This window comes from Streptomyces sp. ISL-96 (assembly GCF_018614035.1).
Taxonomy (GTDB): domain Bacteria; phylum Actinomycetota; class Actinomycetes; order Streptomycetales; family Streptomycetaceae; genus Streptomyces.
On record NZ_JAGGPA010000025.1, the window covers coordinates 291,691 to 315,770 of the forward strand.

Consider the following 24,080-nt stretch of genomic DNA (forward strand, 5'->3'; position numbering starts at 1 on the left):
CAGGCCCGTCCGGCGTTACTTCTTGCGGCCGCGCTTCTCGCGCACCCGCACCGAGATGTGGATCGGCGTGCCCTCGAAGCCGAACTCCTCGCGGAGACGACGCTCGATGAAGCGCCGGTAGCCGGCCTCCAGGAAGCCGGAGGCGAAGAGCACGAACCGCGGCGGCTTGGCCCCCGCCTGCGTCCCGAAGAGGATGCGGGGCTGCTTGCCGCCGCGGACCGGGTGCGGGTGGGAGGCGACGATCTCGCCGAGGAAGGCGTTGAGCCTGCCGGTCGGGATGCGCGTCTCCCAGCCCGCGATCGCCGTCTCGATCGCCGGGACCAGCTTCTCCATGTGGCGGCCGGTCTGCGCCGAGACGTTCACCCGCGGCGCCCACGCGACCTGGGCCAGTTCGGTCTCGATCTCGCGCTCCAGGTAGTAGCGGCGCTCCTCGTCGAGGGTGTCCCACTTGTTGTACGCGATGACCAGCGCGCGGCCCGCCTCGACGGCCATCGTGATGATCCGCTGGTCCTGCACGCTGATGGACTCGCTGGCGTCGATCAGTACGACCGCGACTTCGGCCTTCTCGACGGCGGCAGCGGTACGCAGGGAGGCGTAGTAGTCCGCGCCCTCCTGGAGGTGGACGCGGCGGCGGATGCCGGCCGTGTCGATGAACTTCCAGGTGATGCCGCCGAGCTCGATCAGCTCGTCGACCGGGTCGCGCGTGGTGCCCGCGACCTCGTTGACGACGACGCGGTCCTCGTTCGCCACCCGGTTGAGGAGGGACGACTTGCCGACGTTCGGACGGCCGATGAGCGCGATACGGCGCGGGCCGCCGGTGGCCAGACCGAAGGACTGGGCCGGGGCCTCCGGCAGGGCCTCCAGGATGGCGTCCAGCATGTCGCCGGTGCCACGGCCGTGCAGCGAGGAGACCGGGTGCGGCTGGCCGAGGCCCAGCGACCACAGCGCGGTCGCGTCCGCCTCGCCGCTCAGGCCGTCGACCTTGTTGGCGCACAGGACCACGGGCTTGCCGGCCTTGCGGAGCAGCCTGACGACGGCCTCGTCGGTGTCGGTCGCGCCGACCGTGGAGTCGACGACGAAGACGACCGCGTCGGCGGCCTCGATCGCGTACTCCGCCTGGGCGGCGACGGACGCGTCGATGCCGAGGACGTCCTGCTCCCAGCCGCCGGTGTCGACGATCTTGAAGCGGCGGCCCGCCCACTCGGCCTCGTACGTGACACGGTCACGGGTGACGCCCGGCTTGTCCTCGACGACGGCCTCGCGGCGGCCGATGATGCGGTTCACCAGGGTCGACTTGCCGACATTGGGGCGGCCGACGACGGCGAGGACGGGCAGCGGGCCGTGACCGGCTTCGCCGATCGCGCCTTCGACGTCTTCGGGGTCGAAGCCCTCCTGCGCGGCGAGCTCCATGAACTCCGCGTACTCGGCGTCGCCAAGTGCTCCGTGCTCGTCGCCGGAGTGATTCTGGTCGTTCATGAAGTCCGTTCCTCGTTCATCATCATCGATGGACCACCCGGTCTCGCGCGGTCCACTACTCAAGTACTCAAGTCTCGCTCAGCGCCCGGTGAAACGCCGGGCACCTTCCAGGTGGGCGGTCAGCCGCTCCTGTATCCGTACGGTCGCCTCGTCCAGCGCCTTGCGCGTACGCCGTCCGCTGCCGTCGCCGGCCTCGAAGGAGTCACCGAAGACCACGTCCACGCGGCTGCGCAGCGGCGGCAGCCCCCGTATCAGCCGGCCACGGCGCTCCGTACTGCCGAGCACCGCCACCGGGACGATCGGCGCCCCGCTGCGTACGGCGAAGTACGAAAGCCCGGCGCGCAGCGAGGCGAAGTCGCCCTGGCCCCTGGTGCCCTCCGGGAAGATCCCGAGGACCCCGCCGTCCGTCAGCACGCCCAGCGCGTTCGAGATCGCCGTACGGTCGGCTGTCGTACGGTCCACCTTCAGCTGCCCGATTCCGCGCAGGAACGGGTCGAGGGGGCCGACGAACGCCTCTTTCTTGATCAGGAAGTGCACCGGCCGGGGCGCGGTGCCCATCAGCATGGGGCCGTCGATCATGTGCGAGTGGTTCACGGCCAGGATCACCGGACCGCTCATGGGCACCCGCCAGGCACCCAGGACGCGGGGCTTCCACAGCCCGTACATCAGGCCGATGCCGATGCCGCGTCCTACCGCCGCACCACGCGGTGTGGGTGCGGTCACTTCGCGGCCCGCTTCCCCTCGACCAGGGTAACGACACACTCGATGACCTGCTGCAGCGTGAGGTCGCTGGTGTCGACCTCGACGGCGTCGTCCGCCTTGGCGAGCGGCGAGGTCTTGCGGCTGGAGTCGGCCGCGTCCCGCTTCAGCAGAGCCTCGCGGGTCGCGGAGACGTCCGCGCCCTTCAGCTCGCCGCTGCGGCGGGCGGCGCGCGCCTCGGGAGAGGCGGTCAGGAAGATCTTGAGGTCCGCGTCCGGCAGCACGGTCGTACCGATGTCACGGCCCTCGACGACGATGCCCAGCTCGGCACCCTTCGCGATGGACCGCTGCAGCTCGGTGATGAGCGTGCGCACCTCGGGCACGGCGCTCACGGCGCTCACCTTGGCGGTGACCTCCTGGGTGCGGATCGGACCGGAGGCGTCGACTCCGTCCACCGTGATCGTGGGGGCGGCCGGGTCGGTGCCGGAGACGATCACGGGCTTGATCGCGGCGTCCGCGATGGCGACGGGGTCCGTGACGTCGATGCCGTTGTTCAGCATCCACCAGGTGATCGCCCGGTACTGGGCACCGGTGTCCAGGTAGCTCAGCCCGAGCTTGGCCGCGACGGCCTTGGAGGTGCTGGACTTGCCCGTGCCGGAGGGGCCGTCGATGGCGACAATCACTGCTGCCGGGGCGGTCCGGGCGGCGGTTTCCACGGTGTAGGACACCTTCCTGGTACACGGGCTTGGGCATGCGGGGACCCGACGGGCCCCACACAAGGTTACCGAGTCCCCGGCCCCGCCCTCGACGCCCCTGCTAAGCCGCCGCAAACCGGACATCGCCCTGCCTTGGGCCGCGAGCGCCGCTACGGGCGGATCGACCAGCCACGCTCCCGCAGCGACGTGCTCAGTCCCGGTGCGGCCGCCGGCTCGACCATCAGCTGGACGAGGCCCGCCTCCTGCCCCGTCGCGTGCTCGATGCGTACGTCCTCGATGTTGACGCCCGCCCGCCCGGCGTCCGCGAAGATCCTGGCCAGCTCGCCGGGGCGGTCGCTGATGAGGACAGCGACGATCTCGTACGCCGTCGGGGCGGCCCCGTGCTTGCCCGGCACCCGCTCGCGGCCCGCGTTGCCGCGCCGCAGCACGTCCTCGATGCCCTCGGCGCCGCCCGCGCGCTTGTCGTCGTCGGCGGACTGGAGGGCGCGCAGCGCCTGCACGGTCTCCTCCAGGTCGGCGGCGACGCCAGTGAGCACATCCGCGACGGGGCCGGGGTTGGCGGAGAGAATCTCGACCCACATCCGAGGATCCGAGGCGGCGATGCGGGTGACGTCCCGGATGCCCTGACCGCACAGCCGTACCGCCGTCTCGTCCGCGTCCGCCAGCCGCGCCGCGACCATCGAGGAGACGAGCTGCGGGGTGTGCGAGACGAGCGCGACCGCGCGGTCGTGGGCGTCGGCGTCCATCACCACCGGAACGGCCCGGCACAGGGCGACCAGCTCCAGCGCGAGGTTCAGCACCTCGGTGTCGGTGTCCCGAGTGGGGGTGAGGACCCAGGGGCGGCCCTCGAAGAGGTCGGCGGTCGCGGCGAGCGGGCCCGAACGTTCCTTGCCGGACATGGGGTGCGTACCGATGTACGACGTGAGGTCGCAGCCCAGCGCCTCCAGCTCGCGGCGCGGTCCGCCCTTGACGCTGGCGACGTCGATGTACGCGCGGGCGATCCCGCGCCGCATGGCGTCGGCCAGCGTCGCGGCCACGTGCGCGGGCGGGACGGCGACGATGGCCAGATCGACGGGGCCTTCGGGCGCCTCGTCGGTGCCCGCCCCGAGCGCGGCGGCGGTGTGTGCCTGCGCCGGGTCGTGGTCCGTGAGGTGGACGGTGATGCCGCGCCCGGCGAGGGCGAGGGCGGCGGAGGTGCCGATGAGGCCGGTTCCGATGACGAGGGCGGTTCTCACTGGGCGATGTCCTTGCGGAGGGCGGCGGCTGCGCCGAGGTAGATGTGCGAGACCGAGGACTTGGGCAGGTCCGACTCGACGTGCGCGAGGATCCGTACGACACGGGGCATGGCGCCCGCTATGTCCAGTTCCTGGGCGCAGATCAGCGGTACGTCGACAATGCCGAGCTTGCGGGCCGCGGCGGCCGGGAAATCGCTGTGGAGGTCGGGGGTGGCGGTGAACCAGATGCTGATGAGGTCGTCGGGGGTGAGCCCGTTGCGCTCCAGGATGGCCGAGAGCAGCTCGCCGACCTGCTCGTTCATGTGCTCGGCCTGGTCCCGCTCCAGCTGAACGGCCCCACGCACTGCTCGTACTGCCACGTCGTACTCCTCGCTCCACACCGCGGATTGCCCGTGCAGGATTCAGCGTAGTTGGGACGGAGGCCCGCACGGACTGGGCTGTCAGAAGCCCGGGGCCGGCTGACCTCCGCGCTCCGCACCCACCGGGGCCGCACAGTGGAAAGTGGTTCGATCCGGCTCCCCCGGCTGCGGCACAATCCGGAGCATGATCCCGACCGCCGTGCCCGGAGACCTCGTACGCGACCACACCGTCTACTCCTGCGTGATGGGCTCGCGCGCCTTCGGCCTGGCCACGGACGGCAGCGACACGGACCGCCGCGGCGTCTTCGTCGCGCCGACGCCGCTGTACTGGCGCTTCGAGAAGCCGCCGACGCATGTCGAGGGCCCGGCGGACGAGCAGTTCTCCTGGGAGCTGGAACGTTTCTGCGAGCTGGCCCTGCGCGCCAATCCCAACATCCTGGAGTGCCTGCACTCCCCGCTGGTCGAGCACGTCGACGCCACCGGCCACGAGCTGCTCGCCCTGCGCGACGCGTTCCTCTCCCGCCGGGCCCACCAGACCTTCGCCCGGTACGCGGCCGGCCAGCGCAAGAAGCTGGAGGCGGACGTACGGCAGCACGGCGCCCCGCGCTGGAAGCACGCCATGCACCTGCTGCGGCTGCTGGGCAGCTGCCGCGATCTGCTGCGTACGGGCGAGCTGGTGATCGACGTCGGCGAGGACCGCGACCAGCTGCTCGCGGTCAAGCGCGGTGAGGTGACGTGGCGGGAGGTCGACCGCCGTATGAACGTTCTCGCGGCGGAGGCCGAAGCCGCCGCGGCGAAGAGCCCCCTACCGCCGGAGCCGGACCGCCCCCGGGTGGAGGACTTCCTGCTCCGCACGCGCCGCGCTTCAGCCCGCTGACGCGGTGGTCGGCGGGCCTCGTTTGGTCAAGCGTCCCAGAGCGCACCCAGGCCCAGCAGCTCACTCTTGTACTCGATGCGCTCCGCCCACTCGGCCGGCCACGCGCCCGCTCCCAGGTGCGCTCCCGCGAACGCTCCCGCCAGGCACGCGATGGAGTCCGAGTCGCCCTTCGTGCAGGCGGCGCGGCGCAGGGCGGTGACCGGCTCTCCGGGGAAGAGCAGGAAGCACAGCAGCGCGGTCGCGAGCGCCTCCTCGGCGATCCAGCCGTCACCTGTCGCCAGGCACGGATCGGTCTCGGGGGACGGCGAGCGCAGTGCCTCGGCGAGCCGTTCCAGTACGGCCAGGCACTCGTCCCAGCCACGGGCGATGAAAACCTCCGGCGAGGCGTCGTGAGCGTGCGTCCACAGGTCGCCCAGCCAGCGCTCGTGGTACCGGGTGCGGTTCTCGTAGGCGTACGAACGGAGCAGCCCCACCAGACCGGTCGGCTCCGCCCCCTGCGCGAGCAGATACACCGCGTGCGCCGTCAGATCGCTCGCCGCCAGCGCCGTCGGATGCCCGTGCGTGAGCGCCGACTGCAACTGCGCCGCCCCGGCGCGCTGTTCCCCGCTCAGCCCCGGCACGAGCCCGACCGGCGCGACGCGCATGTTGGCCCCGCACCCCTTGGAGCCCACCTGACTGGCCTGCTGCCAGGGCAGGTCACTGTCGAGCAGCCGGCAGGCGACCATGCAGGTGCGGCCGGGGGCCCGGTTGTTCTCGGGCGAGTGGTACCAGTCCACGAATTCCTCGCGCACCGGCCGCGCCAGCCGCGGCGGCCCGAGCACCCCGCGGTCCATGGCCGTCCGTATCCCTCGACCCAGCGCGAGCGTCATCTGGGTGTCGTCCGTGACGATCGCGGGCGCGGGCAGCTCCATCTCCCGCCACGGCCCGCATTTCGCGAGGATCGAAGGTACGTCGTTGAACTCGGTCGGGAAGCCGAGAGCGTCCCCCAGCGCAAGTCCCACGAGGGCACCGGTTGCCGGCTGCTTCATTCGGACCGTTCTCCTTCGGATCGTCGTTCGGGGCGCAGAAGTGGTGGGTGGAGAGTGGTGGCGTTCCCCGCGCGGTGGAGGGCGGCGGGTTTCCCCCGTCCTCCGGTACGCCGGGGCGCCCCTTCCACCGGCTCCACGAAGCCGGGCGAGGCGAGCACCTTGCGCCGGAAGTTGGGCCGGTCGAGGGCGACGCCCCAGACCGTCTCGTACACCTGCTGGAGCTCGCCCAGCGTGAACTCGGGCGGGCAGAAAGCCGTGGCCAGGCAGGTGTATTCGAGCTTGGCGCGGACGCGCTCCTGTGCGTCGGTGATGATCCGCGCGTGGTCGAAGGCGAGGGCGGGCACGCCGCCGACGGGCATCCACTGGGCGTGCGCGGCGTCGCCGCCACCGCGCGGCTCCGGCAGTCCGGGCACGAGCGCGGTGTACGCGACGGAGACGACGCGCATCCGTGGATCGCGGTCGGGTTCGCTGTACGTACGCAGCTGCTCCAGGTGGAGCGCGGCGGCGGACTCCTGCGACAGGCCGGTCTCCTCGGCCAGTTCGCGCCGGGCGGCGGTTTCCGCGGACTCGCGGGGCAGTATGAAGCCGCCGGGCAGTGCCCACGCCCCCGCGTAGGGGTCCTGTCCGCGCCGGATCAGCAGAACGTGCAGGCGGCTCTCGCGCACGGTGAAGACGGCGAGATCGACGGTGACGGCGAACGGCTCGAAGTCACGCGGGTTGTAGAGGGTCTCTTCCTCTTCGTTCATCGCTTCTCCGGAAGGGGGTATGTCCGCGAGACTCACGCGCGCACCTTTATAGTCATGGTGACTATAAAGGGCCGGAGGCCCGCTCCACAAGCGGCAAAAAGCCCCGGCCGGTTCCTGTACGTACAGGAACCGGCCGGGGCTTGGGTCAAAAAGGGGCGTCGGTTACAGGCCGACTTCCTTCATCAGCATGCCGACCTCGGTGTTGGTGAGGCGGCGCAGCCAGCCGGACTTCTGGTCGCCCAGCGGGATCGGCCCGAAGGAGGTGCGCACGAGCCGCTCGACCGGGAAGCCGGCCTCGGCCAGCATGCGGCGCACGATGTGCTTGCGGCCCTCGTGGAGGGTCACCTCGACCAGGTAGTTCTTTCCGGTGTTCTCGACGACGCGGAAGTGGTCGGCGCGGGCGTACCCGTCCTCCAGCGCGATGCCGTCCTTGAGCCGCTTGCCGAGGTCGCGCGGGAGCGGTCCCTGGATCGCGGCGAGGTAGGTCTTCTTCACGCCGTACTTGGGGTGGGTGAGACGGTGGGCCAGCTCGCCGTGGTTGGTGAGCAGGATGATGCCCTCGGTCTCGGTGTCCAGCCGGCCCACGTGGAAGAGGCGCGTCTCACGGTTGTTCACGTAGTCGTTGAGGTTCTGGCGGCCGTCAGGGTCGCCCATGGTGGCGACTACACCGGCCGGCTTGTTGAGCGCGAAGAAGAGGTGCGACTGGGTGGCGACCGTCAGGCCGTCGACCTTCACCTCGTCCTTGTGCACGTCGACGCGCCTGCCCTGCTCGGTCACGATCTCACCGTTGACCTCGACCCGGGCCTGCTCGATCAGCTCTTCGCACGCACGCCGCGAACCCATGCCCGCGCGGGCGAGGACCTTCTGCAGGCGCTCACCCTCCTGCTCGGCACCGGGGAACGTCTTGGGCGTCGTCACCTGGGGCTTGCTGTGCCGCTCACGTACGCGCTCCTCGAGCTTGGCGTCGAGCTCGCGCGGCCGGGAGGGGGCACTCTGCGGGCCACGGCGCAGACCGGGGGTCCGGAAGCCGCCCTGCGGGGCCTTGGGGCCGCCCTTGGCGCCACCGCGCGCGGACGCGCCACGGCTGCCGGTGCTCGAAGAGCCTCCGGCGCTGCTGCCGCCACGTCCCGCACCCGCACCACCACGGCCGCCGCCGGCGCTCGCGCCACCGCGTCCCGCACCCGCGCCACCGCGTCCAGCGCCCGCACCGCTTCCACCGCGCCCTGCGCCGGCGCCGCCGCCGCCGCGTCCCGCGCCACTGCCACTACTGCCGCCGCCGCGGGCGCCAGGGGCGTCACGGCCGACGTCGTAACGGCGCTCTTCCGGACGGGGACGGTCGGGACGCTCGGTGCGCTTCTTGTCGTCGCGCTCGCGCCCCTTGCCCGCGCCCGCGCCCCGCTGGTTCCGGTCGTTACCGCTTCCGCTGTTCCTGCCGCTGCTGCTTCGCATCAAAATTCCGTCTTGTCGTCTGCGTCGGTGTCCGGGGCGTCCGGATCGAACGACGGCACACCCTCTAGCGTCTCAGCCTCGATCGCGTCCGCCTCCGGGAGGAATGGCGCGAGCTCCGGGAGCTCGTCCAGGCCACGCAGGCCCATCCGCTCCAGAAAGTAGTTCGTCGTCCTGTACAGGATCGCACCTGTTTCAGGTTCCGTGCCCGCCTCCCCGACCAGACCGCGCTGGAGGAGGGTCCGCATCACGCCGTCGCAGTTCACGCCACGTACGGCCGAGACCCGTGACCGGCTCACCGGCTGGCGGTACGCGACGACCGCCAGGGTCTCCAGGGCGGCCTGCGTGAGACGGGCCTGCTGTCCGTCCAGTACGAAGCTCTCGACCGCCGCCGCGTACTGGGGCCGCGTGTAGAAGCGCCATCCCCCCGCGACCAGCCTGAGCTCGAATCCGCGCCCCTGTGCGGCGTACTCGTCGGAAAGTTCCCGCAGCGCGTCCGCGACGGCTCTGCGGGGCCGCTCCAGCACCTTCGCGAGGTGTTCCTCGGTGGCGGGCTCGTCGACGACCATGAGGACCGCCTCCAGGGCGGGCTTGAGCCCGAGGTCCGCGACCGCAGGGGACTCACTCACTTCGTCTCCCTTTCCACCACTTGATCGAACTCATCCGTGACGAGGGGCTGCGCCCCTTCCCCGCCGGTCCACCGCACCATGAGCTCCCCCAGGGCCTCCTCCTGGTCCAGCACGACAACCTTCTCGCGATAGAGCTCGAGCAGGGCGAGGAACCGTGCGACAACGGTGAGCGTGTCCGTGACATCCTCCGTCAGCGCCTGAAAAGTCGCCTCCCCCACCTCCCGCAGCCGCGCGACGACCACCTCGGCCTGTTCCCGTACGGACACCAGGGGCGCATGGATGTGATCGACGTACACCTGGGGCTCGGCCCTGGGCTGCATGGCCTTCACGGCGAGCTTGGCGAAGCCGTCGGGGCCGATGCTGATGACGACCTCGGGCAGCAGCGCGGCGTGCTGCGGCTCAAGACCGACCGTACGCGGGTAGCGCCGGGCCTCCGCGTCCAGCCGCTCGCTGAAGATGTCGGCGATCTGCTTGTACGCGCGGTACTGCAACAGCCGCGCGAACAGCATGTCCCTGGCCTCCAGCAGCGCGAGGTCCCCCTCGTCCTCCACCTCGGCGGCGGGCAGCAGCCGCGCGGCCTTGAGATCGAGGAGTGTGGCGGCCACCACAAGGAACTCCGTGGTCTGGTCAAGATCCCAGTCGGCCCCCATGGCGCGGATGTGCGCCATGAACTCGTCGGTGACCTTGGAGAGGGCGACCTCGGTGACGTCGAGCTTGTGCTTCGAGATGAGCTGAAGCAACAGGTCGAAGGGCCCCTCGAAATTGACGAGCCGAACGGTGAACCGCCCGTCCCCCGCCGCAACGGCTACTTCACCAAGCCCGCCCGCGTCGACCCCCGGCACACCTTCCGGCGTCGGCACCGCAACGCCCTCGGCCCCGGACTCATCGGCCGGCCGCGGCACCCCCGGCCCGCGCCCCAGGCGACGGCGAGGGGCAGCGGCGGAGTCGTCAGGGCGCGGCGGCATCGTGGTGGTCCAGTGTGCGGGAACAAGGGCAGGAGCAGCGCAGGCTACCCTCCGGCCCGGTCAGCGCCCGCGCAGGCGCCGTACGAGAATGCTCGCGTCGCCGCGCGACTCCAGGTCCGCGAGTACGACGGCGACCGCTTCCCGCACGATCCGCCCCCGGTCGACAGCGAGCCCGTGCTCACCGCGCAGCACCAGCCGCGCGTGCTCGAGGTCCATCAGTTCCTCGGCCGAGACGTAGACCGTGATCTTCTCGTCGTGCCGTTCGCGGCCGCTGGGACGACGGTTCGCCCCGCGCCCGCCCCGGCGCCGCGGCTGGGCCCCCGTCGCCGGGCCCGCAGGACGCTGCTGGGCGGCCGACTGGGAGGACGGCTGACTCTCCGGCACCCGGCGCGCCCTGGCGGCCGCAGCGGCCGCCTGGTCGCCTTCAGCGGCCCGGCTGCGATGCCCGCCGGCCTCCGCGTCGGCGGCCGCCGAATGCTCCGGCCCCGCACCCGCGGAGGACGACGAGGACGCCGCTCCCTCGGACTGGGGCTGCTCACCCGCCGCAGCCCCGGAATCGCTCTCCCCCGCCGGCCCCGGCACCCGCGCCTCGCCGTTGGCGGGACTGGCGGGATTCGCGGGCGACGGCGGGCGACGCGGGGACGACGACTGCAGCGCCATTCCCCCGGTCGTGCGGAACAGTTCGTCGGCCCCCGGCAGACTCACTCGGCGTGACACCGGGCGAGCACCTCCCTGGCGAGCTGGCGATAAGCGGCCGCACCGACCGAGTTGGAGGCGTACGTCGTGATCGGCTCACCGGCGACCGTGGTCTCCGGGAAGCGCACGGTCCGTCCGATCACCGTGTGGTAGACGTGCTCGTCGAAGGCCTCGACGACCCTCGCCAGCACCTCACGGCTGTGCACCGTACGGGAGTCGTACATCGTGGCGAGGATGCCGTCGAGCTCCAGGTCGGGGTTGAGCCGCTCCTGGACCTTCTCGATCGTCTCGGTCAGCAGCGCCACACCGCGCAGCGCGAAGAACTCGCACTCGAGCGGCACGATCACCTTGTGAGCCGCCGTCAGGGCGTTCACCGTAAGGAGCCCCAGTGAAGGCTGACAGTCGATCACGATGTAGTCGTAGTCGGCCATCAGCGGCTTGAGCGCCCGCTGAAGTGTCGACTCGCGCGCGACCTCGCTGACCAACTGCACTTCCGCCGCCGACAAGTCGATATTGCTCGGCAGCAGGTCCATGTTGGGGACCGCGGTCTTCAGCAGGACCTCGTCGGCCGACATGCCCCGCTCCATGAGCAGGTTGTAGACCGTCAGGTCGAGTTCCATCGGGTTCACGCCGAGACCGACCGACAGGGCTCCCTGCGGGTCGAAGTCGACGAGCAGGACCCGTCGTCCGTACTCCGCGAGAGCCGCACCCAGATTGATGGTCGACGTCGTCTTGCCGACGCCGCCCTTCTGGTTGCACATGGCGATGATCTTCGCGGGGCCGTGATCGGTCAGCGGACCCGGGATCGGGAAGTACGGCAGCGGCCGTCCGGTCGGGCCGATCCGCTCGCGGCGCTGGCGGGCAGCGTCGGGGGCGAGGGTGGCCGCGTACTCGGGGTCGGGCTCGTACTCGGCATCGGGATCGTAGAAGTGCCCCTCGGGCACCTCGTCGAAGTCGGCGAAGCGGGTGGTGGACTTGTCCCCACTCTGGTCGCCGGCCATGGCGTTCACGTGTAGGCCGTCCATGCTCTGGTGGGCTGTCGTCATGTGCTGATGGGTGGCGAAGGTGCGGACAGCGACGGAGCCGACAGCCTCGAGCCCCGATGGGCCCTGGCCCCGTGCAGGCATTCCTGGTTGACCACCCCCGGGAGTAAATGTCGACTCATTCACAAGTCGTCTTACCTCCTTGGACGTGACCAGGAAACTTATCGATAGGTCAGCGTGGCACCATGCCGACGGTTGGCGACTCTATGGCGTGTCACCGGTCCGCAGCAACACAATCCGCCGGACCCGGCCCGATGTGTCGGCAATGGAACACCCCTGTGTCAAGGGTGCGCGGGCGGCAAACCGGGGCACGGACCGCGCGTTTCGCAGGGTCGCGAAACGGCTAAAGGGTTACGTTCGTGGCGAGTTGAACGAGTCCGCGCAAGTGGTCGGATACGCGTCCGGCCGGACCTTGTTCGACAAGGTCCGGCCCGATGCGTGAGGTTGACGAGTTTCGTTGACGCGTCAGCCGAGAAGGGTGCCCAGCTCGACGTGCGGCAGCTCGTGAGCCTCGGCCACCTCGCGGTAAACGACCTGGCCGTCATGGGTGTTGAGGCCCTTGGCAAGGGCGGCGTCGCGGCGCAGCGCCTCGACCCAGCCGCGGTTCGCGAGCTCCACGATGTACGGCAGCGTGGCGTTCGTCAGCGCGTACGTCGAGGTGTTCGGAACGGCGCCCGGCATGTTGGCGACGCAGTAGAAGACCGAGTTGTGGACGTTGAACGTCGGCTCGGCGTGCGTCGTCGCGTGCGAGTCCTCGAAGCAGCCACCCTGATCGATCGCAATGTCGACAAGGACACTTCCGGGCTTCATCTTGGCGACGAGCTCGTTCGTGACGAGCTTCGGGGCCTTGGCGCCGGGGATCAGCACCGCGCCGATGACGAGGTCGGCCTCGACGACGGCCTTCTCCAGCTCGAAGGCGTTGGAGACGATCGTCTTGACCTTGGTGCCGAAGACCTTGTCGGCCTCGCGCAGCTTGTTGATGTCACGGTCGAGCAGGGTCACGTGGAAGCCCATGCCGACGGCGATCTGCGTGGCGTTCCAGCCGGAGACGCCGCCACCGATGACGACGGCCTCGCCGGCCGCCGTACCCGGGACGCCGCCCGGCAGCACGCCGCGGCCGCCGACCGAGCGCATCAGGTGGTACGCGCCGACCTGCGGGGCCAGCCGGCCCGCGACCTCGGACATGGGGGCGAGCAGCGGCAGGGCGCGGTTCGCGGTCTCCACCGTCTCGTACGCGATCGCCGTGGTGCCGGACTCCAGCAGGGCGTCCGTGCACTCGCGGGAAGCGGCCAGGTGCAGGTAGGTGAAGAGGGTCTGGTCCTTGCGGAGGCGGTGGTACTCCTCAGCAATGGGCTCCTTGACCTTAAGCAGCAGGTCAGCGGTGGCCCAGACCTCGTCGGCGGTGGCCAGGATCTGCGCCCCGGCGGCGACGTACTCACCGTCCGTGATCGAAGAGCCGACGCCGGCGTTCTGCTCGACGAAAACCTGGTGGCCGTGGCGCACCAGCTCGTGCACGCCTGCGGGGGTGATGGCCACCCGGAACTCGTTGTTCTTGACCTCGCGGGGGATGCCGACCTTCACGTGGATCACGGTCCTTGGCTCAGGGGAATAAATGGGTTAATGCCATACATACCCAGGTACGCAGGGCACACCCGGGGAACACCGCAGTATGACGCGGCAGAGCCAGTCTAATGAAGGATTTCCCGCTGTCTAGCCTTACAAAGCATCAATCTCTCGGCGAAGTACTGCGGATTTCGTAGGCAGAACCCTCATCTCCCAGCAGTCTTTCCGCAGCGCTCCTGTGCAGACGGGCAGCCGCCGGGTCTCCCAGCCGGTCGAGGGTGTCCGCGAGCCGCAACTCCAGCGCCGCGTGCAGCCGTACGTCCCCGGCCTGCCGCGCCCGTTCCACGGCCTCGTGACACGTCCGCAGCGATTCCTCGGGCCGGCCCGCGTACTCCTGCACCCTCGCCACTTCGCTCAACGCCCGTGCGTGGCCCGGCAGATCACCGACCCGCCGGTAGCCGGCCGCCGAAGCCCGCCAGTTGCGCAGCGCCTCGCCGTAACGCCCGGCATAGGTGTGCACGGCCCCGAGCCGCCCGTACAGCCGCGCCGCGTCCGCCCGTTCGCCCCGTGTCAGCCGCTGTTCCAGCGCCCGTCCGTACCAGTCGGAGGCGCGCTGCCAGTCGCCCAGTTCCTGATATGTGCCGCCTACGGATTCCATCGCGCGGCCTGTCGCGTACGGGTCACCAGCTGCCCGGCCGGCGTCCAGCGCGGCCCGGTAGCGCGTCAGCGCCTCCTCACTGCGCCCGGTCCGGGCGTCCAGGTCGGCGAGATTCAGCAGCGCGGCGGCCCTTTCACGGTGCAGACCGCACCGCTCGGCCACGTCGAGTACGAGCCGGTGCAGCCCGTAGAGCTCGGGAGCCGCCGCTTCGGTGCCCCGGTGCGCCGCCAGCGCCCGTACCAGCGCGGCCACCAGCCGCCTCGCCAGGGTGTCGAGCTCCCCGTCCTCGACCGCGATACGGGCCGAGGCGAGCAGCGCGGGCTGCCGGATCCGCAGCCACTCGCCGGCGGCCGGGATGTTCGGGAAGCGCAGCGCGCGCGGCAGCCCCGCCAGCTTTTTGCGCGCCGGGGAGCCGTCGGGCTCGGTGATCGCCCGGCAGGACTGGAGCTGCCGTACGGTCCGCTCCAGCATCCGGGCGCGGGCCAGCTGCACCTCTGCCGGCCGGTCCCGCTCCTCCAGCTGCGCCTTCATCATCGGCGCGAGGCAGCCGGGCACCTCGTACCGCCGGCCGTCGGCCCTTCGCAGCAGGCCGAGCGCGGCGAAGTCGTCCAGTGCGGTCTGGGCCCCGGAGACCGAGCAGCCGGCCAGGGCGGAGGCGGTGTGCGCGTCCACGACACCGGCGGGCGCGAGGGCGAGCAGCCGCAGCATCCGCGCCGTGGGATGCGGCAGCGACTCGTACACGAAACGGAAGGTGCGGGCGAGCGGCCTGCCGCCCGTGGGCTGCTTGGGGTCGACGGGCATGTCGTGCAGTCGTTTCGCCACATCGGCGACCGAGGCCTTGGGGCTGGCGGCGAGCCAGCCGCCGATGAGCGTCAGCGCGGCGGGCTGCCCCCCGCACTCCTCGGCCAGTGACTCGGCTGCCGTGGGGTCGACGGTGATCCTGACCGCGCCCGTGGAGCGGGCGAGCAGTTCGACGGCGGATCCGGTGTCCAGGCCGCCGATGGTGCAGGGCCGGACGCCGGGGATGCCGGTGAGCGGGCCGCGGGCGGTGGCCACGACCAGGCAGTCCGGGTTGTCGGGCAGTAGCGGATCGACCTGCTCGGCGTCGGCGGCGTCGTCGAGGAGGAGCAGCATGCGGCGTACGGAGAGCGCGTCGCGCACCATCTCGGACAGCTCGTCGTCGCCGGCTCCCGGCGGGACAGGGACCCCGAGGTCGTCGAGCAGTGCGCGGGCGGTGCGCTCGGTGGGTACGCGTTCGCCGCCGGGGTCGGTGAGCCGGGCACGGAGCGTGCCGTCGGGGTAGTCACCGGCGAGGCTCGCGGCGAGTTCGGCGGCGAGGGCGGTGCGGCCGGAGCCCGGGCGTCCGGCGATCAGCAGCACGCGGGCCCGGGGCGCCTTGCGGCCGGCGAGGGTGTCGAGTCCGGCCCGCTCGATGTCGTCCCGCAGCTCCTTCAACTCGCGCGCTCTGCCGAAGAACTCGCCCGTTGTCCGCCCTGCCGCGGAACCCGCCGCCGTGCCGCTGGTGTCCACCGCCTGATCCGTCACGGGCCACGCTCCCGTCCGCCTGCGCACAAGCCCGCCCGCGACTGCGGTCGGGAACTTCGAGCGTAGTTCACGCTCTGCTACGAACTGTGCGGAGCGCGGCGGGGGCATCCCCCGATCGGATCAGCAGTTTTTCATCCCCGCCCCGCCCCTTCCCGAACTGTGGCAAGCCCCAGACCCGTGACGCCCTGCGGGCGTGTCCTCAATCGCCGGACGGGCTGCATTTGCCAACTTCAGCCCCTCCGGCGTTTGAGGAGCGGGGTCTGGGGCGGAGCCCCACGCGGCGGAGCCGCGAAGTGTCGCAGCGGGAAAGGACCGGGGGAAAGAGCTCCGCAGGGGGAAGGCCTAGGCCTCGAAAGGGCGGGCCGGCCACGGCGCGTCGGCCGGGCGCAGGGCCTCGATGCCGTCGCCCGCCAGCGCGGCCGTCAGCGCGAGGACGCCCACCGCCAGGCACGTGTTGTGCAGCTCCCCGGCGAGCACGCCCCGCACGAGCTCCGGAAGGGGAACCCGCGCGTGCTCCATATCGGCCTCCTCCTCCTCGACCTCGAAGCGCTCGCCCTCGACCGCCGACAAGTCCCGCGCGAAGAAGATCCGTACGGCCTCGTCGCAGCCCCCCGGCGTCGGGTAGACGTCGGCCAGTACGTGCCACTCCTCCGCCTTGACGTGCGCCTCCTCGTACAGCTCCCGTTGAGCCGCGCTCAGCGGGTTCTCACCGGGTACGTCGAGCAGGCCGGCCGGGATCTCCCACAGCTTCTGGCGCACGGGGTGCCGGTACTGACGGATGACCAGCACACGGTCGTTCTCGTCCAGGGCCAGGACCGCCACGGAACCGGGGTGCACCTGGTAGTCGCGGCGCACCACACTGCCGTTGGGCATGACCACGTCGTCCGTACGGACACTCGTCTTGTTGCCCGTGAAGGGAACCGCGGTCGCGGTGACCTGCCACTCCTCGGGCGCGTCCTTGATGGTCATGAAAGCCGTCCTCCCTCGTGCAAAGAAAACCGGGGCACGTGCCCTGATCAGGCCCGTACCCCGGTCAACCGTATCGCGTACCGCTAGCGCGTCACTTGCCCGTCTTGCGCTGCACAGCCGCCTTCACCAGACCGGCGAAGAGCGGGTGCGGCCGGGTCGGACGCGACCGCAGCTCCGGGTGCGCCTGGGTGGCGACCAGGTAGGGGTGCACCTCGCGCGGGTACTCGACGTACTCGACGAGCTTGTTGTCCGGGGACGTGCCGGAGAAGACCAGACCGGCCTTCTTCTCCAGCTCCGCGCGGTAGGCGTTGTTGACCTCGTAGCGGTGGCGGTGGCGCTCGTCGACGTACGGCTGGTCGTCGTAGACCTCACGCACGATCGAGCCCTCGGCGAGCTTCGCCGGGTACAGGCCGAGGCGCATGGTGCCGCCCAGGTCGCCCGCCCCTTCGACGTACGCCAGCTGCTCCTCCATGGTGGAGATCACCGGGTGGGCGGTCGCCGCGTCGAACTCGGTGGAGTTGGCGTCCTCGATGCCGGCGAGGTTGCGCGCGGCCTCGACGACGATGCACTGCAGGCCGAGGCACAGGCCCAGCAGCGGGATCTTGTTCTCGCGGGCGTACTGGATGGCGCCGACCTTGCCGTTGACGCCGCGCTCGCCGAATCCGCCCGGGATGACGATCGCGTCGACGTCACCGAGCTGCTTCTGGGCGCCCGCCTGCGTCTTGCAGTCGTCGGAGGTGACCCACTTGACCTTGACGCGGGCCTTGTTGGCGAAGCCGCCGGCGCGCATGGCCTCGGTCACCGAGAGGTACGCGTCGGGCAGGTCGATGTACTTGCCGACGAGCGCGACCGTGACCTCGTGGTCGGGGTTGTGGACGCGGTCCAGCAGGTCCTCCCACTGGGTCCAGTTCACATCGCGGAACGGCAGGTCCAGCTTGCGGACGACGTACGCGTCCAGACCCTCGGTGTGCAGCACCTTCGGGATGTCGTAGATCGACTTGGCGTCGATCGCGGCGACCACCGCGCCCTCGTCGACGTCGCACATCAACGAGATCTTGCGCTTGATCGACAGCGGCACCTCACGGTCGGCGCGCAGCACGATGGCGTCCGGCTGGATACCGATGCTGCGCAGCGCCGCGACCGAGTGCTGGGTCGGCTTGGTCTTCAGCTCACCGGACGGGCCGATGTAGGGCAGCAGCGAGATGTGCACGACGAAGACGTTGTCGCGGCCGACCTCGTGGCGGACCTGGCGGACCGTCTCCAGGAAGGGCAGCGACTCGATGTCACCGACCGTGCCGCCGACCTCGGTGATGACGACGTCGACGTCGTCGGTCGCCATGCGCCGGATGCGGTGCTTGATCTCGTTGGTGATGTGCGGGATGACCTGCACGGTGTCGCCCAGGTACTCGCCGCGGCGCTCCTTGGCGATGACCGTGGAGTAGACCTGGCCGGTGGTGACGTTGGCCGAGCCGTCGAGGTCGACGTCGAGGAAGCGCTCGTAGTGGCCGACGTCCAGGTCGGTCTCGGCGCCGTCGTTGGTGACGAACACCTCTCCGTGCTGGAAGGGGTTCATCGTGCCGGGGTCGACGTTGAGGTACGGGTCGAGCTTCTGCATCGTGACCCGCAGGCCCCGCGCCTTGAGCAGCGCACCCAGGCTGGAGGCCGTCAGGCCCTTACCGAGGGAGGAGGCGACACCCCCGGTGACGAAGATGTGCTTGGTCGTCATGGATTTGGGCGGCATCGCCAAGAGGGGGCTCCCGTGGTCGCGTAGTGAGGTGCGTACCGGCTGCCGGACCGGAATCCGGGTGGCGCCGTCGCTGCGGTTTCGGGGCGCCTGATCGTCACAGACTGGCCACCGGTCCACGGGGTACCAGGGTATCAGCGACGGGACGGGGCTGCTTCCGGCCGCGCGCCGCGTCTCGTGCTCGCCAGTGCTCGCGAATCCCTCGCGAACGCCCGCGAGCGCTCGCCGGCAGCCATCGTCTGCCACCTGCGACACCTGGGTCTCACACAAAGCTCACCCACAACTCACCCTTGGCTCACTCGTTCGGCGCACTCCTGTTGCCGGTACCGTCGCGCAGAGCACTTGGCTGGGACGTATCCTGCTCGGATACATCGCTGCGAGCCGGCCGGCGAAGGCACCATCACCGCCCGCTCCCGGGACCAAGAGCTCGTCGAAAATCCCCTGACCGCAAGTGCCCCAATGGGGCGGACGTGGCCGTTCGACTGGAGATTGCAACGTGGCCGGGCGCATCGAGGACTACGCACTTATCGGAGACATGCAGACCGCGGCACTGGTCTGCAGGGACGGCACGGTCGACTGGCTGTGCCTTCCCCGCTTCGACTCACACGCCGTTTTTGCCGGACTGCTCGGCACCGAGGAACACGGATTCTGGCGGATCGGGCCCGCGCACACGGCCGACGCCGGACCACCGGCGGCAAACCGCCGCCGTTACCGCGGGGACTCTCTGATCCTCGAATCCGAGTGGGACACCCCCCGCGGCACCGTCAGGGTGACCGATTTCATGCCGCCGCGCGACGGGGCGCCCCAGCTGATCCGGATCGTCGAAGGCGTCAGCGGCCGCGTGCGCATGCGCTCCGCGCTGCGGATGCGTTTCAGTTACGGGCGGGTGGTGCCCTGGGTCCACAAGGTCGACACGCGCACGGTCGCCGTCGCCGGACCCGACTCGGTCTGGCTCGACGCCGACGCCGACACGTACGGCAAAAACCTGACGACGTACTCCGATTTCACCGTCGCGCCCGGTGACCGGATCACGTTCACCATCAGCTGGCAGCCCTCGCACAAGGCGGAGCCGCCGCTGCCGGAGCCCGAGGCCTCGCTGGAGGCGACCGCCGAATTCTGGAGCGACTGGGTCGAGCAGTGCACGTACCACGGCCCCTACCGCGAGGCCGTGATCCGCTCGCTGATCACCCTCAAGGCGCTGACGTACGCCCCGACCGGCGGCATCGTCGCCGCGCCGACGACGTCGCTGCCGGAGGAGATCGGCGGCGTACGCAACTGGGACTACCGCTACACCTGGCTGCGGGACGCGGCGATCACGCTGTCTTCGCTCCTGCGCACCGGCTACCGCGAAGAGGCGCGGGCGTGGCGTGAGTGGCTGCTGCGGGCGGTCGCGGGCGATCCGGAGAACCTGCAGATCATGTACGGGATCGCGGGCGAGCGTGAGCTGGGCGAGGCGGAGCTGGACTGGCTTCCCGGCTACGAGAATTCGACGCCTGTACGGGTCGGCAACGGCGCGGCGCACCAGTTGCAGCTGGACGTCTACGGCGAGGTCACCGAGGCTCTGCACCTGGCCCATATGACGGGCCTGACGCGCAACGACTACGCCTCGCTGCTCCAGCTGAAGCTGATCCGCTACCTGGAGGATCACTGGAACGAGAAGGACGAGGGCATCTGGGAGGTGCGCGGCCCGCGCCGCCACTTCGTGCACTCCAAGGTGATGGCCTGGGTCGCCGTCGACCGGACGATCAAGCTGATCGAGATGGGCGACGCGGACGGCCCGGTCGAGAAGTGGCGCGAACTGCGCGACGAGATCCACCGCGATGTGTGTGAGAAGGGCTACGACCCGGAGCGCAACACCTTCACGCAGTCGTACGGGTCGAAGGAGCTGGACGCCTCCCTGCTGCTCATTCCGCAGATGGGTTTCCTGCCGCCCGACGACAAGCGGGTCATCGGCACGATCGAGGCGATCCAGCGCGAGCTGTCCACGGAGGACGGTTTCGTCCTGCGCTACCCGACCGCCGGCGACAACGAGGGCCTGGACGGCCTGGCGGGCGACGAGGGCGCGTTCCTGGCGTGCTCGTTCTGGCTGGCCGACGACCTGGCGATGATCGGGCGGGTCGACGAGGCTCGGAAGCTCTTCGAGAAGCTGCTGGGGCTGCGGAACGACCTGGGGCTGCTCGCCGAGGAGTGGGACTCCAGGCTGCAGCGCCAGGTCGGCAACTTCCCGCAGGCCTTCAGCCACGTGCCGCTGATCGACACGGCACTGCGGCTGACGGCGAGTGGTGCGTACGGCGGCTGACTCGGCCGGCTCGCCTGTCTAGGCCAGCTTGTCGATCACCTGACGGGCGGCGCGTTCCCCTTCGGTCGCGCCGCCCTCCATGAAGCCCTGGAAGTCGTAACTGCAGTGCTCGCCGCCGATGTGGATGTTCCCCTGTGGGGTCCCTTCGTAGCCGGCGTACCGGTGCAGATAGCCGATGGGCCAGTAGGAGTACGCACCGAGCGCGTACGGGTTGCGGTGCCAGGCCGACAACTGGGCCTTCCCGGTCCACGTTTTCGACGTTCCCGGGAAGAACGCGTCCACTTCACGGGAACGGCGCGCCGCGAGGTCGCGTACGTACGGATCCGATTCGGTGGCGAAGGGCGTGCCGGGGGTGAGTGCCTTGGCGAGCCGCCCGCTGCCGTACTGGATGAGGATGCCGCCGGTCCCGGGCTGGAGCTTGGTGGTGTCCCAGGTCTGCTGTACGTCGATGTCGGTGAAGCAGTCGCCCGCCGACACCCCGGGCCAGGCGCCCTCGCCGCGCCATGGACGCGCCGAGAACTGCATGTTGAGCTTGGTGCAGTTGCCCATGCGGGCATCGCGCACCAGGTTCGTCATGAGCGGATCGAACCGGGCAGCCGACAGGTCCAGTCGCTGGAGAACGGGCAGCGGCACGCACAGGATCGTGTGGTCCGCGGTGACGGTGGTCGTCGTTCCCGCGTCGGTGAATGTAAGGGTCTGAGTGCCATTGTCGTTGGCCCTTACCGCCGTGAGCCGTTTGCCCATCTGGATCGTGCCGGCCGGCAGTGCCTTCGCGATGGCGTGCGGGAGCTGATCGTTGCCGCCGGTGATGTGGTACCGCTCGTTGGACAGCCCCCAGACGTTGAAGTGACCCGGGTTCGGCTGGTAGCCCATCAGCAGCACCAGCGCGAGCGCCGACTGTTCGCTCGTTTCGGCGCCGTATTCGACGTTGTAGGCGACGTCGATGAAGAGCCCGAGCGGCGAGGAGTGCCCACCGGGAACACGCGATTCGATCCACTCGTAGATCGACATGTTGTCGAGGGCGGTGCCGGCCGGGGTGGTCTGGTTCCACTTCACCTCGCCCGCTTCCTGGAGGTCGCGGTGCAGCGCCTGGAAGACGTCCTTGAAGTCCTCGTCGGCCTGCTCACGCGGGTAGTACGCCCCGTTGAACCAGAGCACCTCCTCGGCGCCGATCGGCCCACCACCCAGGAAGTCCTCCGTCGGCAGGTTGAAACGGCGGCACAGTTCGAGGATCTTCTTGTGGCTGGTGTCGATCAGCTCCCCGCCGATCTCGGAGGTCTGCCCGTACGCCCAGTGGCCCCGCTGGGTCCACATGCGGCCGCCGACCCGGTCGGGGTTCGCCTCGTACAGCGTGCAGCCGAGGCCCGCGTCCTTGAGGGTCAGGGCCGCGGTGAGGCCGGCTATGCCCGCGCCGACCACGGCGATTCTGGGCGCCCCCGCGCCCTGTGCGGCAGCCTGGACCGGCGCGGCCTGGGCGGCCTGGGCGGCGGTGACCGCAGGCCCGGCCAGGACCGTACCGAGGCCGAGGGCGGCGGCCCGCCCGAGCAGTTCGCGGCGGCTGGAGCCGCGGACCTCGGCGGCGGGCATCCGAAGCCTGCGGGCGGCGGCGTGCTCCGCGGCGAGTTGTCGAAGTGCGTGCATGACGTGCGTACGGGACATGGGAGAGCTCCTCAGACGGTCGCGGCTGGCTGACTGGTTTCGCTGTCTTCCGTGCGCTCGGCCGCGTCCTCGAGGACGATCCGGCCGATGATCGCGTAGCGGTCGGGCTGCTTGGCCTTGAGATAGAAACCGAGTCCGAGGCCGCCGAAGAAGACCAGGCCGACGATCCACGGGATCAGCTTGAAGAAGAGGGAGTCGGCGGCGAGTCCGGCCGCGGTCTCCATGTTGATCACGAGCAGTACGACGACGGCGATCATGCCGATGCCGCCGAGCAGCGGGGCGGTGAAGGTCTTGAACCAGTGCCGGTCCTCCGGGTGGTTCTTGCGGAAGTAGCCGATCACCGCGAACGAACAGAGCGTCTGGACGATGAGGATCGCCATCGTGCCGAGGATCGCGAGCAGCGTGTACAGGTGGATGTACGGGTCCTCACCGGCGAGCCAGAAGGCGCCCACGAGCAGGGTGGCGATGCCGGACTGGACGTACGACGCGATGTAGGGCGATCCGTGCGAGCGGTGCGTACGCCCAAGAGCCGGGTGCAGGAAGCCCTCGCGGCCGATCGCGTACAGATAGCGCGACGCGCACTGGTGGAACGCCATGCCGCAGGCGAACGAACCCGTGAGCAGCAGCCACTGGAACGCGTCGACGGCCCACGCGCCGATGAAGGCCTCCGTCGGGTCGAAGAAGAGATCGAGTGGGGAGGCGGAGGACGAGACCTTGACCGAGCCCTCCAGCCCGTTGCCAGCGATCGTCATCCAGGAGACGTAGATGTAGAAGAGCCCCACTCCGACCACCGAGATCAGGGTCGCGCGCGGGATGACGCGCTTCGGGTCGCGGGACTCCTCGCCGTACATCGCCGTCGACTCGAAGCCGACCCACGACCAGAAGGCGAAGAAGAGACCGAGCCCCGCCGACGTGCCCGTGAAGGCGTTCACGGGGTTGATGGGTTCCATAGGGATGCCGTCCGGACCGCCGCCCGCGAGCAGCACGGCGGTGGCCACCGCGAAAAGAACGGCGATCTCGGCGACGAGCATGATGCCGAGGGCCTTGGCGGTGATGTTGATGTCGAAGTACGCGAGAACGCCGGTCACGGCGAGCATCCCGGCGGCGTACACGATCCACGGAATGTCGACACCGAGCTGGTCGGCGACCGTCGTCTGGCCGAAGTAGGCGAAGATCCCGACGATCGAGGCCTCGAAGACGATGTACGCGAGGACGGCGAGCATCCCGGACGCCATGCCCGCGATGCGGCCCAGGCCGTGCGAGATGTAGCCGTAGAAGGCGCCGGCGGCGGTGATGCGCTTCGCCATGGCGACGTATCCGACCGAGAAGACGGTCAGGACGAGCGTGGCGAAGAGATAACCGGCGGGAGCACCCGTCCCATTGCCGAAGCCCACGGCGATGGGGAGATTTCCGGTCATCGCGGTGATCGGCGCCGCGGTGGCGACCGCCATGAAGACCACACCGACCAGTCCGACGGAATTCGCCTTGAGCCGCTGGACTTCACGTGCGGGTTTGTCAGACATGCCGCGCCCTCTCTCTATGTACGGGGGCGACAGTCTTGGCCCGGGTGACGCACACCACAATCGACACGGGGTCACTCAAAAGCTGCGCAGGGGCGACGACTTGTCGGCCCACGGGACCACGCGATGTGTCTCGTAACCGCAGGGTGATGTTCCTGGAACAGCCACGCGGGTAGCGTCCACCGAATGCGGTGCCTTCCTGGGGCAC

Annotated in this window: 20 protein-coding genes; 2 read left to right on the top strand and 18 right to left on the bottom strand. The window is 70.1% G+C overall.

Going from position 1 to position 24,080, the window contains the following annotated elements; genetic code table 11:
- Positions 1-15 precede the first annotated feature (15 nt).
- From der to aroH, 5 genes are all read right to left on the bottom strand, one after another.
- Entirely contained in the window at positions 16-1,476 is a 1,461-nt protein-coding gene (gene der, locus J7E96_RS17930) for a ribosome biogenesis GTPase Der (RefSeq protein ID WP_215132631.1), read from the bottom strand.
- A gap of 78 nt (positions 1,477-1,554) precedes the next feature.
- A complete protein-coding gene (locus tag J7E96_RS17935; RefSeq protein WP_215132673.1) occupies positions 1,555-2,142 on the bottom strand; it encodes a 1-acyl-sn-glycerol-3-phosphate acyltransferase in 588 nt (195 codons plus the stop codon).
- A 53-nt stretch (positions 2,143-2,195) separates the two neighbouring features.
- Complete coding sequence (gene cmk / locus J7E96_RS17940) at positions 2,196-2,903, bottom strand: (d)CMP kinase (protein ID WP_215132632.1); 708 nt, start codon at positions 2,901-2,903, stop codon at positions 2,196-2,198.
- 137 nt (positions 2,904-3,040) lie between these two features.
- Positions 3,041-4,126 (bottom strand): prephenate dehydrogenase, encoded by a 1,086-nt coding sequence (locus J7E96_RS17945; RefSeq protein WP_215132633.1) that lies wholly within the window; start codon positions 4,124-4,126, stop codon positions 3,041-3,043.
- Positions 4,123-4,485 (bottom strand): chorismate mutase, encoded by a 363-nt coding sequence (gene aroH / locus J7E96_RS17950; protein WP_215132634.1) that lies wholly within the window; start codon positions 4,483-4,485, stop codon positions 4,123-4,125. The genes J7E96_RS17945 and aroH overlap by 4 nt, the downstream gene beginning before the upstream one ends.
- 184 nt (positions 4,486-4,669) lie before the next feature.
- Here aroH and J7E96_RS17955 point away from each other — a divergent pair, with 184 nt between their 5' ends.
- Positions 4,670-5,362, top strand: coding sequence for a DNA polymerase beta superfamily protein (locus tag J7E96_RS17955; RefSeq protein WP_215132635.1), 693 nt, complete (start codon positions 4,670-4,672; stop codon positions 5,360-5,362).
- A gap of 26 nt (positions 5,363-5,388) precedes the next feature.
- Here J7E96_RS17955 and J7E96_RS17960 read toward each other — a convergent pair whose 3' ends face one another.
- The 11 genes from J7E96_RS17960 to J7E96_RS18010 all read right to left on the bottom strand — a co-directional run bounded on the left by J7E96_RS17960 (position 5,389) and on the right by J7E96_RS18010 (position 18,391).
- Positions 5,389-6,390, bottom strand: coding sequence for an ADP-ribosylglycohydrolase family protein (locus J7E96_RS17960; protein WP_215132636.1), 1,002 nt, complete (start codon positions 6,388-6,390; stop codon positions 5,389-5,391).
- On the bottom strand, positions 6,387-7,136 hold the full coding sequence (locus J7E96_RS17965; protein WP_215132637.1) for an NUDIX domain-containing protein: 750 nt from the start codon (positions 7,134-7,136) through the stop codon (positions 6,387-6,389). Before J7E96_RS17965 ends, J7E96_RS17960 begins: the two co-directional genes overlap by 4 nt.
- Before the next feature lie 162 nt (positions 7,137-7,298).
- Positions 7,299-8,585: a pseudouridine synthase gene (locus J7E96_RS17970; protein WP_215132638.1), complete on the bottom strand. Its 1,287-nt coding sequence runs from the start codon at positions 8,583-8,585 to the stop codon at positions 7,299-7,301.
- Entirely contained in the window at positions 8,585-9,211 is a 627-nt protein-coding gene (scpB, locus tag J7E96_RS17975; protein ID WP_215132639.1) for an SMC-Scp complex subunit ScpB, read from the bottom strand. Before scpB ends, J7E96_RS17970 begins: the two co-directional genes overlap by 1 nt.
- Positions 9,208-10,176 carry a ScpA family protein gene (locus J7E96_RS17980; protein WP_215132640.1) on the bottom strand — a complete coding sequence of 323 codons (969 nt, stop codon included), beginning with the start codon at positions 10,174-10,176 and terminating at the stop codon, positions 9,208-9,210. The genes scpB and J7E96_RS17980 overlap by 4 nt, the downstream gene beginning before the upstream one ends.
- 60 nt (positions 10,177-10,236) lie before the next feature.
- A complete protein-coding gene (locus J7E96_RS17985) occupies positions 10,237-10,881 on the bottom strand; it encodes a hypothetical protein (protein ID WP_215132674.1) in 645 nt (214 codons plus the stop codon).
- On the bottom strand, positions 10,878-11,999 hold the full coding sequence (locus J7E96_RS17990; RefSeq protein WP_215132641.1) for a ParA family protein: 1,122 nt from the start codon (positions 11,997-11,999) through the stop codon (positions 10,878-10,880). The genes J7E96_RS17985 and J7E96_RS17990 overlap by 4 nt, the downstream gene beginning before the upstream one ends.
- Before the next feature lie 381 nt (positions 12,000-12,380).
- Complete coding sequence (ald, locus tag J7E96_RS17995; RefSeq protein ID WP_215132675.1) at positions 12,381-13,496, bottom strand: alanine dehydrogenase; 1,116 nt, start codon at positions 13,494-13,496, stop codon at positions 12,381-12,383.
- A 145-nt stretch (positions 13,497-13,641) separates the two neighbouring features.
- Complete coding sequence (locus J7E96_RS18000) at positions 13,642-15,681, bottom strand: tetratricopeptide repeat protein (RefSeq protein WP_215132642.1); 2,040 nt, start codon at positions 15,679-15,681, stop codon at positions 13,642-13,644.
- Between the two features lie 342 nt (positions 15,682-16,023).
- On the bottom strand, positions 16,024-16,650 hold the full coding sequence (locus J7E96_RS18005; RefSeq protein WP_215132643.1) for an NUDIX domain-containing protein: 627 nt from the start codon (positions 16,648-16,650) through the stop codon (positions 16,024-16,026).
- A 91-nt stretch (positions 16,651-16,741) separates the two neighbouring features.
- On the bottom strand, positions 16,742-18,391 hold the full coding sequence (locus J7E96_RS18010) for a CTP synthase (RefSeq protein ID WP_215132644.1): 1,650 nt from the start codon (positions 18,389-18,391) through the stop codon (positions 16,742-16,744).
- 499 nt (positions 18,392-18,890) lie between these two features.
- On the opposite strand from J7E96_RS18010, the gene J7E96_RS18015 reads away from it, so the two are divergent.
- Positions 18,891-20,693: a glycoside hydrolase family 15 protein gene (locus J7E96_RS18015; RefSeq protein ID WP_215132645.1), complete on the top strand. Its 1,803-nt coding sequence runs from the start codon at positions 18,891-18,893 to the stop codon at positions 20,691-20,693.
- Positions 20,694-20,711: 18 nt separating this feature from the next.
- Here J7E96_RS18015 and J7E96_RS18020 read toward each other — a convergent pair whose 3' ends face one another.
- Both J7E96_RS18020 and J7E96_RS18025 read right to left on the bottom strand, forming a co-directional pair.
- Positions 20,712-22,352: an NAD(P)/FAD-dependent oxidoreductase gene (locus J7E96_RS18020; RefSeq protein ID WP_215132646.1), complete on the bottom strand. Its 1,641-nt coding sequence runs from the start codon at positions 22,350-22,352 to the stop codon at positions 20,712-20,714.
- An 11-nt stretch (positions 22,353-22,363) separates the two neighbouring features.
- A complete protein-coding gene (locus J7E96_RS18025; RefSeq protein ID WP_215132647.1) occupies positions 22,364-23,875 on the bottom strand; it encodes an APC family permease in 1,512 nt (503 codons plus the stop codon).
- Positions 23,876-24,080: the final 205 nt, after the last annotated feature.

Bases quoted from the DNA above. Each gene is read 5' to 3' on its own strand.
- der (WP_215132631.1), bottom strand. From the start codon at position 1,476: ATGAACGACCAGAATCACTCCGGCGACGAGCACGGAGCACTTGGCGAC.
- J7E96_RS17935 (WP_215132673.1), bottom strand. From the start codon at position 2,142: ATGTACGGGCTGTGGAAGCCCCGCGTCCTGGGTGCCTGGCGGGTGCCC.
- J7E96_RS17955 (WP_215132635.1), top strand. From the start codon at position 4,670: ATGATCCCGACCGCCGTGCCCGGAGACCTCGTACGCGACCACACCGTC.
- J7E96_RS17960 (WP_215132636.1), bottom strand. From the start codon at position 6,390: ATGAAGCAGCCGGCAACCGGTGCCCTCGTGGGACTTGCGCTGGGGGAC.
- J7E96_RS17965 (WP_215132637.1), bottom strand. From the start codon at position 7,136: ATGAACGAAGAGGAAGAGACCCTCTACAACCCGCGTGACTTCGAGCCG.
- J7E96_RS17970 (WP_215132638.1), bottom strand. From the start codon at position 8,585: ATGCGAAGCAGCAGCGGCAGGAACAGCGGAAGCGGTAACGACCGGAAC.
- J7E96_RS17980 (WP_215132640.1), bottom strand. From the start codon at position 10,176: ATGCCGCCGCGCCCTGACGACTCCGCCGCTGCCCCTCGCCGTCGCCTG.
- J7E96_RS17990 (WP_215132641.1), bottom strand. From the start codon at position 11,999: ATGCCTGCACGGGGCCAGGGCCCATCGGGGCTCGAGGCTGTCGGCTCC.
- J7E96_RS18005 (WP_215132643.1), bottom strand. From the start codon at position 16,650: ATGACCATCAAGGACGCGCCCGAGGAGTGGCAGGTCACCGCGACCGCG.
- J7E96_RS18010 (WP_215132644.1), bottom strand. From the start codon at position 18,391: ATGCCGCCCAAATCCATGACGACCAAGCACATCTTCGTCACCGGGGGT.
- J7E96_RS18020 (WP_215132646.1), bottom strand. From the start codon at position 22,352: ATGTCCCGTACGCACGTCATGCACGCACTTCGACAACTCGCCGCGGAG.
- J7E96_RS18025 (WP_215132647.1), bottom strand. From the start codon at position 23,875: ATGTCTGACAAACCCGCACGTGAAGTCCAGCGGCTCAAGGCGAATTCC.